8 protein-coding genes and 1 CRISPR repeat array are annotated in these 13,693 nt (G+C 55.1%); of the genes, 1 reads left to right on the top strand and 7 read right to left on the bottom strand.

From position 1 onward, the window contains the following. The first annotated feature begins 9 nt into the window (after nucleotides 1-9). Nucleotides 10-1,110, top strand: a complete 1,101-nt coding sequence (locus BQ8011_RS02150; RefSeq protein ID WP_072457087.1) for a LacI family DNA-binding transcriptional regulator — start codon at nucleotides 10-12, stop codon at nucleotides 1,108-1,110. 133 nt (nucleotides 1,111-1,243) lie between these two features. After that, nucleotides 1,244-4,159: direct repeats of the CRISPR family, unit length 36 nt; unit sequence GAAGTCTATCAAGAGGATTGGTAACTGATTCCCAAC. Nucleotides 4,160-4,216: 57 nt separating this feature from the next. Here BQ8011_RS02150 and cas2 read toward each other — a convergent pair. From cas2 to BQ8011_RS02115, 7 genes are all read right to left on the bottom strand, one after another. Continuing rightward, nucleotides 4,217-4,537, bottom strand: coding sequence for a CRISPR-associated endonuclease Cas2 (cas2, locus tag BQ8011_RS09270; RefSeq protein WP_407639767.1), 321 nt, complete (start codon nucleotides 4,535-4,537; stop codon nucleotides 4,217-4,219). Between the two features lies 1 nt (nucleotide 4,538). Continuing rightward, entirely contained in the window at nucleotides 4,539-5,450 is a 912-nt protein-coding gene (gene cas1, locus BQ8011_RS02140; protein WP_072457085.1) for a type II CRISPR-associated endonuclease Cas1, read from the bottom strand. Between the two features lie 4 nt (nucleotides 5,451-5,454). Then, nucleotides 5,455-8,766: a type II CRISPR RNA-guided endonuclease Cas9 gene (gene cas9, locus BQ8011_RS02135; RefSeq protein ID WP_072457083.1), complete on the bottom strand. Its 3,312-nt coding sequence runs from the start codon at nucleotides 8,764-8,766 to the stop codon at nucleotides 5,455-5,457. 429 nt (nucleotides 8,767-9,195) lie between these two features. Further along, nucleotides 9,196-10,902 (bottom strand): CTP synthase, encoded by a 1,707-nt coding sequence (locus tag BQ8011_RS02130; protein ID WP_034500969.1) that lies wholly within the window; start codon nucleotides 10,900-10,902, stop codon nucleotides 9,196-9,198. Nucleotides 10,903-10,913: 11 nt separating this feature from the next. After that, nucleotides 10,914-11,543, bottom strand: coding sequence for a response regulator transcription factor (locus tag BQ8011_RS02125; protein WP_072457081.1), 630 nt, complete (start codon nucleotides 11,541-11,543; stop codon nucleotides 10,914-10,916). Nucleotides 11,544-11,593: 50 nt separating this feature from the next. After that, nucleotides 11,594-12,748, bottom strand: a complete 1,155-nt coding sequence (locus BQ8011_RS02120; protein WP_072457079.1) for a sensor histidine kinase — start codon at nucleotides 12,746-12,748, stop codon at nucleotides 11,594-11,596. Between the two features lie 54 nt (nucleotides 12,749-12,802). After that, nucleotides 12,803-13,603: an ABC transporter permease gene (locus BQ8011_RS02115; protein ID WP_072457077.1), complete on the bottom strand. Its 801-nt coding sequence runs from the start codon at nucleotides 13,601-13,603 to the stop codon at nucleotides 12,803-12,805. Nucleotides 13,604-13,693 lie beyond the last annotated feature (90 nt).

The following is a 13,693-nucleotide window of genomic DNA, read 5'->3' as shown; positions in this document are numbered from 1 at the left end:
GGACCTGAGATGGCGCGTCAGCCAACCAGCAGAGATGTCGCAAAACTAGCGGGAGTCTCGCAAACCACGGTCTCGTATGTCATGAGTGGACGCCGAGCCGTCTCCCCCGAGACGGAAAAGCGTGTCCAAATTGCAATGAAAGAGCTGGGGTATCAGCCCCATGCGGGTGCCCGATCCTTGCGTTCACGAAAGTCCCGCGTCCTGGGAGTGGTGGTCCCCTACCACGAGGGAGCGGACGCGGCGGCCCAGCACTACATGCTGATCACTTTGGCGCAGCTCTTGCGCGAGCACGATTTCGACCTGCTGTTGATCACCGCCGACGAGGGCGCCGCCGGGCTTCGAAGAGTCATGCAGACCGCGCTGTGTGACGGCCTGTTCATCATGGAGGTGCGCTTCAATGATGCTCGTTTGGGCGTCGTTGCAGAGAGCAAGATCCCCACGGTTTTCATTGGAACCCCGGGCTCTGGGCCTTTTAATGCACCGATCCAGTCCATCGACGTTGATTATTACGAGGCCGGGCGCGCCGCGGTTCACCGCCTGCGTGACGCGGGAGCGCGCAACATTGCTTTCGTCCATTCGGCAAGCCCCGATGTGCAATCGTTGAACTTCGTCTCGCAGTTCAGGCAGGCGGTTGTTGATACGGCGGGCGAGTCCGGGATTCCTTTGCTCTCGCGCACGTGCGGGACGGGAATTCGCGAAATCCGTAAGCTCGTTGGGCAAATTGCCGGTGATAATCGGATTGATTCCTACATTTTGGGGCCGACGATCTCTGCGGATGACTGGTGCAACGCCCTGATCGATCTGGAGATTCGTCCCGGCCGTGATGTCTCGCTGGTAGCCAGCGGCTGGTCTGCCGAGCGCGCGCACTGCCTATTCGATGTCGATCACTTTGATACGCGCCCCGGCGAGCTATTGAGGCGTGCGGTTGAAATGTTGGTCGCCCAAATTGATGGCGAGCCCCAAAAGGAAGCGGCCGCGGAAGCTGTAGCCGCCGGTTCCGTGACGTCGGCAGATTCCGAGGCGAAGATCCGCCGCCCTGTGCATGGTCTGACCCTGCTTGATCCGATCTTCGTGCCCGGAAATACGGTTGTTGGGGCAGATCGGACATAGCGTGAGGCCGCATGTAGGCTTCAGTTTTTCTTCCGTAGATGCCGAAAAGTGCGAAAAATAGCGTTCGGGGCTTCGAATTTTAATCGTTCGAAGCCCCGAAAACCTTGCTATTCCAAGGGAAAACCAATCCTCTGAAGTCTATCAAGAGGATTGGTAACTGATTCCCAACGCAGCGTCATCGCCCCGAGCACGCGATGGAAGTCTATCAAGAGGATTGGTAACTGATTCCCAACCACGGCACACCTTGTGCCCATTCAATCCGAAGTCTATCAAGAGGATTGGTAACTGATTCCCAACGCGCTCGTGCGATCTGCAAAGAAGTGCGGAAGTCTATCAAGAGGATTGGTAACTGATTCCCAACTCGTCCTTGTAGCGTTCGATCTGGTCCGGAAGTCTATCAAGAGGATTGGTAACTGATTCCCAACTGATTTCGAGTCCGTCGGCCGTGTCTTTGAAGTCTATCAAGAGGATTGGTAACTGATTCCCAACCGACTCCGATCTCATCGATGACCTGCGAGAAGTCTATCAAGAGGATTGGTAACTGATTCCCAACCATCGTCACGCTCGGTATCACCGTCGCGGAAGTCTATCAAGAGGATTGGTAACTGATTCCCAACCGACGCGATCGTGAAAGAAGCGACAGGGGAAGTCTATCAAGAGGATTGGTAACTGATTCCCAACAGATCCGAGACCTCGAAGCAGGTCAGCTGAAGTCTATCAAGAGGATTGGTAACTGATTCCCAACGGAGTGACTGTCGGATACATCATCATCAGAAGTCTATCAAGAGGATTGGTAACTGATTCCCAACGACCTTGTAGGCGGTGATCGCGTCGGCGGAAGTCTATCAAGAGGATTGGTAACTGATTCCCAACTGGCTGATTCTTGGAAGGCTGCTGGGGTGAAGTCTATCAAGAGGATTGGTAACTGATTCCCAACCCAAGCGCAGGATAACCTCAATAGATCAGAAGTCTATCAAGAGGATTGGTAACTGATTCCCAACGCCGCCGATGCGTGCGGGGTCAACGCAAGAAGTCTATCAAGAGGATTGGTAACTGATTCCCAACCGTATTCGCGGGTTAAGAGTTGTTCGGTGAAGTCTATCAAGAGGATTGGTAACTGATTCCCAACGATCCAAGCGGCACGCGCGGGATTAACCGAAGTCTATCAAGAGGATTGGTAACTGATTCCCAACATCAGGCCGCAACCTTGGCCCTAATTATGAAGTCTATCAAGAGGATTGGTAACTGATTCCCAACGCAGCTTTTGCAGGGCTTGGCGGATGGGGAAGTCTATCAAGAGGATTGGTAACTGATTCCCAACACTTAAAGAAGTCAAACCGCCCCTAACCGAAGTCTATCAAGAGGATTGGTAACTGATTCCCAACGGTTGATTCTAGCGAAGCGGGCGGATGGGAAGTCTATCAAGAGGATTGGTAACTGATTCCCAACAAAGCATTCGAGAGCTGAGGCATCGACTGAAGTCTATCAAGAGGATTGGTAACTGATTCCCAACTGCAGCGGTTATTTACGAAGGATTGTCTGAAGTCTATCAAGAGGATTGGTAACTGATTCCCAACACTGCATCCGAGACGTGGAGGTGGAGCGGAAGTCTATCAAGAGGATTGGTAACTGATTCCCAACCGGGCGGTTCCTTCTTTCCAGACTTGCAGAAGTCTATCAAGAGGATTGGTAACTGATTCCCAACTGCCGCTTATTGGCATGATGGCTTCTGGGAAGTCTATCAAGAGGATTGGTAACTGATTCCCAACCCGGGGGTGGTTATAAATCTTTCGATTTGAAGTCTATCAAGAGGATTGGTAACTGATTCCCAACTCGCGGATGGTATGCAGCGCCGAGGTCAGAAGTCTATCAAGAGGATTGGTAACTGATTCCCAACGTTCATATTGAGTTGGATTCTGAGGTTGGAAGTCTATCAAGAGGATTGGTAACTGATTCCCAACAGAATCGCGGCGTGACGCACTGCCCTTTGAAGTCTATCAAGAGGATTGGTAACTGATTCCCAACGGTCGGCGCCGAGGCCGATCAGCTCGTTGAAGTCTATCAAGAGGATTGGTAACTGATTCCCAACCTTTTTGTGTTCCCTAGAGGCGGGCGAGGAAGTCTATCAAGAGGATTGGTAACTGATTCCCAACCTTGGCCCCACACTCCACAAACCCCAACGAAGTCTATCAAGAGGATTGGTAACTGATTCCCAACCAGCCTCGATGACCTCAAGCAACTGCATGAAGTCTATCAAGAGGATTGGTAACTGATTCCCAACTAAACGGCGCGTAGCAGAGCAAGGAACCGAAGTCTATCAAGAGGATTGGTAACTGATTCCCAACGCTGAGGAAGCGGACGATCTTGCGTGGCGAAGTCTATCAAGAGGATTGGTAACTGATTCCCAACGGATGCTAGTAAGGTTGACGAGTTGCCTGAAGTCTATCAAGAGGATTGGTAACTGATTCCCAACCCCGCCAGGTCGCGCTCAGCCATGCCTTGAAGTCTATCAAGAGGATTGGTAACTGATTCCCAACGCGACGATCTTCGTCCTAACCGCAGGCGGAAGTCTATCAAGAGGATTGGTAACTGATTCCCAACCGGGCGACCTGTGGTTTAGGCACGTGGAGAAGTCTATCAAGAGGATTGGTAACTGATTCCCAACTTATGCGCGGGGAGTGGCGCGCCGTAGCGAAGTCTATCAAGAGGATTGGTAACTGATTCCCAACGTGAGTCGCGCGGCCTCGATGGTCCCCAGAAGTCTATCAAGAGGATTGGTAACTGATTCCCAACCTAATACCATTTTCTCAGACATCTCGCGGAAGTCTATCAAGAGGATTGGTAACTGATTCCCAACTTGATTCCGGGGAACAAACCGCTCAATGGAAGTCTATCAAGAGGATTGGTAACTGATTCCCAACCGCTTGGCGAGGCAATGCGCGCAGCCGGGAAGTCTATCAAGAGGATTGGTAACTGATTCCCAACGCCAGATGCTCGCACTCAACGGTGCGTGGAAGTCTATCAAGAGGATTGGTAACTGATTCCCAACTGCAGCGTGTTCCCCACTGCCTATACCCGAAGTCTATCAAGAGGATTGACTCGTAATTCAGAAGATAGTGAGCTGCTCAGGAGCCCCCTCCGTTTTCTGTTTCTTAGCCTGTTCAAAATGCAGTCCCGTGGCCCATTGACGGTCAGTAATACCGATAACCCGCACTTGACCGCCTTCGGGAAGATGCGACTGGATTTGTCGAAGGGTGGAATGGTTCTGCCCACCGCTTGGCCAGTATTTTGCGTAAACACTGAACTGGACCATTGTGAATCCCCAATCCAGCAACGCTTGTCTAAACCGCGTCGCTTCCCGCCTCTGGGCTTTTGTTTCAACCGGAAGATCAAACATGACCAGGCACCACATGGGACTATCCACCATCTCAACCACTCAGATCAGTGGATGCGGGTCCCTGCCATGAGGGAACTTTTAGACGCTCTTCTTCTCCTTCAACATAACGCCCGTATTGCTGCGCAAGATCTTGGGCAACTGCTGAAATGCCGTAACCAACCGCATCGAACTTCTGTGAAGCCGCAGCAACCAATACCCGCTTCACATCACTATCTGAAGGAGATGCAGTTGGAGACAATTGCAGAGCGACTTCATCAATCGCCGGGCGGAAAGGTTCGATGAGGTCATCTGCAAGCGCGAAAGCATTGCCCCTTCCACGATGAAAGACACCTAACGCCGGAGCTAATCCAGCGGACAGTACCGCCCGAATCACATGACCACGCAACACAGCGTATCCATAATCAAGACACGCATTCGAACCAATGAGCTGACCAGCACCGGGCTGTCGCCCCTCACCTAGAACACGCGACCAGTAAAAACGCGCTGCACGAGCCTCAATATTGTCGGGGTCACCTGAGCGAACTTGATCCGCGAGTGCAAAAAGCTCACTACTCCCTGAACGACCGAGATTCTGAAGAACGTTTGCCTGTCCCTCAATCTTTGCTCTAATGATGCGTGCCCACGCGTTTTTCTTTCGAGGAAGAGTCATGTCAGCCTGAGCCCGGTGACGAGCTGCTACCCGTCCGTGATCCGACCAGGAATAACAACCACCTTCAGGAATCCCCCTCCAATCACAGAAGAGAACCGCAACATCTGCATCCGCAAGCCGGTGCAGAACAGCAGCACTAAGATCAACCTTCATCCCGATGAGAACAACCGCAAGCTCTGCAACGGGAAGAGTGACTGGCTCCTTGCCCTCAGGACACACCTCTATCCCACCTCGTGTGGAATGAAGTGTTCCCTGGAACTCACAGAGGTCAATCACGCGCCACTGTTCAGCCATGGTTCTACCTCAGCAGGTGAGTAACTGGAAGTGAATCCTTAGTGCTGAACCGCACTTCACCAAGAGAATTTCGCCGAACAACCCAAACATCACCCGACGACAAAAGCGTATTAATTGCCGGAAGCCAGCCTTTTCCCTCAACAACTTTTCTCAAGCTATCTGAGGCGTCAGATGGAATCCCTTCTGCAGCCAGCATGTAAGGGCGTAGTCGCAACTGCGTCACGCCGTAGAAACCCGCAACCCGCCAGCTTATGAGCTGTGGATACTGAGCAAGCACATTACCGACAGACCCGCTCGTGTACTTATCCGTCTCGATCTGCAGCTCATCGCCTTCAACCAGCCAGCCGATCTGAGTGGCCGTTCCGTCAGCTAGTGCCTTCCGAATCTTCGGCTCAGCAGTACGCATGGAAATCGTCGATGCTTTCAGCGGCGTAGTGAAGACATCTTCGTGAGTCATCTTCACCAGGTCCGTAGCAAAAACACGCACCATAGCGTAGGTGGTTTTCTTCCCATCGATCCGGTAGACCCTCGCGTGGTGAATCGAGCTTCCAATCTCCACATAGCCACCACGAACCTTCAAACAGGCAGATGGCGAATTGAAGAAGTTCAGCTCCTCATCAGCGGTAATCTTCCGACCGTGGATATAGATCTCCCGTGACTGATCTTCAGGTAGCCCCTCCTTCGGATCAAAGTCAGGAAGCCTGGTCAATGCAGTCCACAGCGCAGGTGTTTCCGCGCGATCGATCATTGCGACAGACAGAGCTTCGCCAAGCTTCGCGTGAATGAACTTTCGAACCGTATCGTCGTGAACCTTGCTTGAACCGACACGCAGACGAACATTCTCATGGAAAGGAATAGCATTCTTCGCGAGCTCAATATTGAAGAGCTCGACCGCACGAAGCATTCCTTCACGCCATTGCTCAAAACGTTCGCTGGCTTGACCCGGCTTCCCATAGAAGTTCTTCCAAGTTTCTTCCTGGCCGGTGATGCGCTGCGATTCCCGCATGTTGACGCGCAACGCCAAGGTCTGTGAAACAGACTGGTTCATCAGTGCAATTACCAAGGCATCCATCGCATGGTGCCTGCGATCAAAACGCGTCTTTCCCTTTCCACCAATCAGGTTGACGCGATTTTCAAATCCCGAGGCCTTGCGCGCTTCCGCAGTCAACTGACCGCGATAAATACCAATGCTTGGGACCGACTCTGCTTTGAGCTTCCGGTAGAAGCCATCAATACGCGTACGGAGCTCAATCGCCATCCATGCAACGGACTCCATGGAACGTCCGTCGAACTCTTCATCCGGCTTACGCGACTTCAGGCGGGAAATCACCTCCTTACGGAAATGAGCATATTGCTTCGGACTCATAGCCGGATCGCGTTCCCACGCACGGACTCGCTCGATTGCACCCTCTAAAGAAACACCTGCGTGCGCCTGACCCGAGGTCGCCCACACAGCAAAGGGCACTGCACCCTTTTGATGGTTACAGGTACGGCAGACAGCGGCAAGATTCGAACGCTCATTCGAAGATCCTGAACTTGCACGCGGAACAATATGATCCATTTCTGCCGTTTCAAAGCCAATCGCGGTTCCACAGTACAAGCACATCGAATTCTGACGTTGAATTGCCTGGTGCTTCACTAGAGCAGAACGGCGCGCCTTACCTGAAATTCCCAGTTGCTGGATCATCTCATCCATATTTTTCTGGTTGAGATCCTGCCGCCTCTGGCTCTCACGCAATAGCTCTCTGGCAACCTTCTCCGAACCCAAACCATCACGCGTGTGCTCAATATTGATAACGACCGGTTCACCCCAGCGATCCGTAGCCATATTGAGCCAACGTGCAACCTGCTTGAGAACACGGTCAACTGCGGGGTTTCCAACCGGAGCCTCAATCGGCTCGGGTTCTGGTCGCCAATCATCATCGACATTAAAAAGCTGCTTTCGTGCAGTGTGCAGGTCCGCGCCCTCAGCCAGCATCCGCTCCGTGAGCTTGCGTAAGCTATCCAAGGAATAGGCCGCTCGTCCTTGAGGAAGCTGGATCTTTTCCAGTTCAGCCTGTTCATCTTCCGTCGCTGCCTCAAGAAGCTCTGCAACTTCATCATCGATGTCGTCGTCACCCGTCGAACCTCCCGAATTCGACAGAGCATCGACCATGAATCCGCGTCGCTCACTATCCGCAGACTTCCACCATTCCTTGAGCCACTTCACCTTTGAAGCCATGATCATCTCGGTAGTGACATCTGTTGGCGGGAAACGCAATGCGGGCTCTCCATCAACTGAGGGACGTGCCGTTCCACGCAAGTCAGCGCGCTCGATACCCAAGTTATCCGCTAGATCGGCCCAAGTCACCTGCTGTTTCAGCCCCGCATCGAGAAGGAAATCTGTCAGCCCGCTCAGTTCTTCGGGTGTCAGACAACGTTCCGCTCCTGCCTCACGAACACGCAGATTCGTCAGCACTGAAACAATCCGGAAGAGCTGGAAATCAGGATGCGCTTTCTCTGCACGGATGAATTTGCCCTGACCCGGGAGTTGATCATGACCGACAAGTCCCGCGGCACTCCCCCTAGGTGACTTTGCGAAGAAAACTTTGCGGACCAAGAGCTTAAACACATCATGGTCCAATCTCTGGATTTCGCAGATCTTTCGAATTTCAGCGGTATTGTCGTATTGGTGAAGCTTGCCCTGGAGAATACCATCGTCTCCACGGATACCGTTGCTTTCCCTGTACTTCGGATCGCTCATGTATTCGCTAATCAATTGGCCCGGCGTTGTTTCCTCAGGAAACTCCCGCCCCAGCGCCTCACCGACGCGTTCATTTAGACCGCGAAGGAATTCGCTGGGCTCCACCGGAGTCAGGAGCGAATCAACCTTGATATATGGATTCCTCCACCCACGATGTCGAGCCATGTGCCTGACCGCAATCGACAGTGCTTCCAAGCGCTCGGATTCGTCCTCAATGTAGTGATCGACAAGCTCCGCGCGGGTATGCCACGGCTCGTAGGGATCCTCAAAATCCTCAAGATTCGGCAGGGGCCAATGCAGTTCTTCAGATAGCACACGGTCGAGCTCCGCAAGACGGCGCCTATTCTGAGCGGTTCTGCGCTGAGTCCGCCGAGCGACGCCCGCAGTGAGCTTACGGCTCTTCGCGGCCTTATTCTCATTCGGGTCAACACCGGCGTCGTGAATGAACACCATGGAGTTCAACAGGCGCAATGGCTGATCCTTGTCATCAACCTCAACCGCGCAAAAACCAATTGATTTCAAGCCGACGTCAATGCCGACACGGTAGCGAAGATCATCATTAATCTTTGTCATGGGGAAATCATGCCACAGACAACAAGCATTTTTGTACAGTTTCCGCAGCTATTTTTCAGCGATTTTAAAGCTGTGTGAACCGTGTCAACCATGCGCATCGAGGTAAAAAAATACCGGCCCGAAGGCCGGTGGAGCAATCAGTACCGCTAACCTGTCGGTACCTTATTGAGAATCAGTTGGCACAACTATAAGCCCTGGTCATCACTTCACGCAAGCAACTATTCAAACAACATCAATTCCCCGCTCTGCCCCCGCCCCATCTCCTGGTTTAGCTCGTTGATTCCTGACGTATGAGCGTTCATAGGCCAGGAATCTGTGAGCTAAACCAGGAAAGAGGGAGCTAAAGACGGAGGTAGAGCAGGAAACCAGGAGTGAGGGAGCCAAAGACAGAGCCAAAGCCGGAGCCAAAGCCCTCAGACCCTACACCCCTTACTTGCGTCCGCCTCGCGCGGCGTACTTCTCGACGTGACGCTCAAGTGCCGCGCGAACGAGGCCCGCGAATAGCGGATGAGCCTTCGTCGGACGCGACTTGAACTCGGGGTGCGCCTGAGTTGCTACATAGTAGGGGTGCATGGAGCGATCCAGCTCGACAAACTCGACCAGGTTCCCATCGGGGGAAGTACCCGAGATGTGCAGGCCAACCGATTCCAGCTGATCGCGGTAGTCGTTGTTGACCTCGAAACGGTGACGGTGGCGCTCCGAAACCTGGGTCTTGCCATAGGCCTCGGCGACAACAGAACCCTCTTGAAGGACCGCGGGGTAGGCGCCCAGTCGCATGGTCCCACCCAGATCACCATCGCCCTCAACAATGTCGACCTGGGAGTCCATCGTGTGAACGACCGGATCCGGCGTCTCGGGATCCATCTCGGTCGACGAGGCCCCCGTCAACCCCAACAGATCACGCGCGGCCTCGATCACCATGCACTGCAAGCCCAAGCACAGGCCAAGGGTCGGGATCTTATGCTCGCGCGCCCACCGCAGCGCACCCAGCTTGCCTTCAATGCCTCGGATGCCGAAACCACCGGGGACGATGATCGCGTCCACGCCTTCGAGTGCCTTCTGCGCTCCCTCGGGAGTCTCGCAGGTGTCAGAGGCAACCCAACGCAGGTCTACGCGCGCATTATTCGCAAAACCACCGTGCTTAACAGCCTCGGAAACCGAAAGGTAAGCGTCGTGCAGGTTGATGTACTTTCCAACCAAGGCGACCTCGACGCGGTACTTCGGGGACTCGACGCGCTCAAGGAGCTCGTTCCACTCACTCCAGTCCACATCGCGGAACGCCAAGCCCAGTCGCTGGACCAGGAATGCATCCAAGCCCTCGCGGTGCAGTGTCGGGGGGACCTCATAAATAGAGGCCGCATCCTTGCATTCGATGACAGCATCGCGGTCAACATCGCACATGAGCGCAACCTTGCCCTTGATTCCCTCGGGCAGCGGGCGGTCCGTACGCAACACTAGGGCATCGGGCTGGATACCGATCGAACGCAGGGTCGCAACCGAGTGCTGGGTCGGCTTGGTCTTGAGTTCACCAGCCGCAGGCAGGAAGGGAATCAGCGCGACGTGAACGAATGCGACATTGTCACGACCCAGGTCGGCGCGCACCTGACGCGCGGCCTCCAAGAAGGGCTGGGACTCGATATCGCCCACGGTTCCGCCAATTTCCGTGATGATGACATCGGGAGCGTTCCCCTCGGCATCGGGGATGGCCTGCGCGCGCATGACGCGCTTGATCTCATCCGTGATGTGGGGAATGACCTGGACGGTGTCACCCAAGTATTCGCCGCGGCGTTCCTTTGCGATAACAGTGGAGTACACCTGACCGGTGGTCGCATTCGCCGCGCCGGAGAGGTTCACGTCCAAGAAGCGCTCGTAGTGGCCGATATCAAGGTCGGTTTCCGCGCCATCTTCCGTGACGAAAACCTCACCGTGTTGGAAGGGATTCATGGTTCCCGGATCGACATTGATGTAGGGATCGAGCTTCTGCATGGCAACGCTCAGACCGCGTGAACGCAGCAGGCGCCCCAGCGACGAGGCCGTCAAACCCTTACCTAAAGAAGAAACCACACCTCCGGTGACAAAGATGTGGCGAGTGATGTTTTCCTGTGCGTCTTGTCGACGTCCATAGCTGTTTACCATGGAATCTCAGTTTACAACCACCCATTCTCAGTCGCGACCTTGAGCGCTTCGGCGCGCGTGTGCGCGTGGGTCTTATCCATCGCCGAGCTCACGTAGTTGCGTACCGTCCCCGCCGACAGCATGAGCTCCGAGGCCACGTCCTCCACGGTCCCGCCACTTTCGAAAGCGCGCAGTACCTCAACTTCGCGGGCGCTGAGCGGGCTTTGGCCTTTCGTGAGCGCATCGACCGCGAGTGCGGGGTCGACGACGCGAAGTCCCTGTGAGGTTCGACGAATTGCATCGAGCAGTTGAGCAGCGGGAGCGTCCTTGACAACGAAACCCAATGCTCCTGCATCGAGTGCGCGCTGGACGTAGCCGGGGCGCCCGAAGGTTGTCACCATGAGTACGCGCGCGGCCGATCCTCGTTCTTTCAGTGCAGTGGCAGTACTGATCCCATCCATGACGGGCATTTCCACGTCCATGATCACGACCAGCGGGACCTCGCTGCCCGGATGTGCGCTCGTGTGGGCCTCGATTGCAGCCAAGGCCTCGTGCCCATTACCCACCTGAGCGACAACTTCCATGTCGTCCTCGAGGTCAATGAGCGCACTCAAGGCACCACGGATCAGGGCCTGGTCGTCGACCACAATCACGTGAATCATGCGGCGTCCTTCGAAGCGCGAGTACTTGACTCGTCAATCGTACACGCAGCTCAGAGCGCCTCGCCCTTAAAAGCCAAGCGCAGCTCCCAGGTGCTCCCTTCACTCCCCCAGGTCACATCCCCTTCCGAGGCCGCGCGCTCACGTAGTCCCTCAAGTCCCGTTCCCCCACCTCGCGAGGCCAAGGAGTACTTCTGCGAGTATCCGTCGTTTCGTACGAGGACCTCAGTGGGAGTCAGGCGCACGCGGATGCTCTCGGGGTGGGCGTGGGTAATAGCGTTGGCAGTTCCCTCACGGATGATGTGAGCAGCAAGGGAGGCGCGAGGGCCGGGTGGAATGTCGCCTCGGATATCGGCGGTGAATTCAATCCCCGCTTGCTCGCACAGTTCGCGTGCCAAATTCACTTCTTCTTCCGGGGACAAACTGCGCGAGGCCGCAATGATCCCCCGCAAGTCTTCTTTCGCTTGGCGGGATAACTCCAGGGTCTGCGCAATCTGTTCACCGGCCTCGTCAATCTTTCCAACGGAAAGCAGGCGCTGGGTGAGTTCGTTCTTCATGGTGATGACGGTCAGCGAGTGGCCGAGGATATCGTGTAGATCTCCGGCGAAACGCAGGCGTTCGCGTTCGCGGACCAGACTGATTGCTTGACGTTGGCGTTGTTCCTCTGAGTGGCGGTTGTCGAAACTGCGACGCACGGCCAGGGTTAAGCCCAAAACCATGAGCAGGGCGATGATCGCGTAGCTCAAGGCCAGTGCGTCAATGCTGCCAATGGGCAGCAAGATGGCGATCACTTCCCAGCCGACGAGCGCCACCAGGCCGGGGACCACGTAATTCCGAGGTGCTTGAAGGTTCCAGCCCGCAATTGAGTAGGTGATGAAAAGTGCCGAGGTCACTCGCGATGCGCCGGCTGCGACCAGAACTAGCCCCAGCGCAACCACCAAAACCAGCAAGATCCCGTGCGAGATCCACATCTGCTTCTTGATGTGTGCTCCCCATTCGGGGGTTGGGTTCACGACGTAGATCGCGATATCGGCGACTGCGACTGCAAGAGTGAGGGCCAGGATCACTACCGTCATGCCGAAAGATTCGACACTCGGGACCATGACCAGGGGGAATGCCAGGAAAGCCAGGTAGGGAAGTGCCCACAACACTGCGGACAAGCGCGGGTGGCGCCGTGTCCACGATGCTTTGGCTGTGGTGGTATCCATGCTCTTCCCTCTCCCGGCTATTTCCTGGAATTCTTCCTGTGGCACGTGAGTCTGTCAGCGATCAGTGTCCCTGTGCTGCGCCCAAACTGCAAGCACGACAAAGGGAATGAACCAGGCCGCTGCAGAAATTACCCAGGTCCACTTGAAGGAATCGAAACCGTACAGGGGTAGTTGCGAGAGGTAGAAGATTCCGTAGAAGGGGCTTCCCGGCGCGATGCTCTTGAAGAAGCTTCCCATGGAATCAATCGGGATGAACATTCCGGCAAGGAATGCGCCCAGGACAACGACGCCGTTGATCACTGCGAAGGAGGTATCCGAACGCAGGAGGAATCCCAGTGCCAGACCCAGCGTTGCTGACATCATGGCCGCAGCCAGGACAATCAGGGCGCTTTGGATCCAGGCTGCGGGAGTCATGCGCGCTCCAGTCGCATAACCCACGCCGTAGGTGATAGCAATGACGACGGCGCTCATGGAGATTGCTGCGACCAGGCGGGAGAAGATGAAGGCTCCGGAGCTCACGGGAGTAAGCGCGAAGAGGCGAGATGTTCCGGACGTGCGCTCCAGGGCGACGACCGTTGCAGCTGATGCCCCGGCGATCATCACGCCGTAGAGGGTCATGGAGACTAGGACAGTTGCACCGACATTGGCGTTGACCGCCCACTCCTTCGAGTATTCCTGTCCGGCACCGAACATCATGTAGAGGAAGATCGGCAGAATCAGTGCGAAACCAAACATGGCCGGGTTTGCCACCAGTTTGAGGAAAGCCTTCCAGGTGAGCATCCCGATTCCTTCCCATGAGCTAACTGCGGTGCGTTTGCTCCAGGGGTTGGTTTCTGCGTGAGTGTGCGTTGTCATTTTGAATCCTTATATACGTAAAAAGCTGTGGGGAAATGTGCGCGAGGCTCGTCGGATACCGCGGCTAGTCGGGCACCGACGTACTGCCCG

It is taken from the genome of Actinomyces marseillensis (assembly GCF_900155605.1).
In the GTDB taxonomy this organism is placed as follows: Bacteria; Actinomycetota; Actinomycetes; order Actinomycetales; family Actinomycetaceae; genus Pauljensenia; species Pauljensenia marseillensis.
Note: the sequence above shows the minus strand (reverse complement) of the source record. Positions and strands in the feature narration are given on the sequence as shown.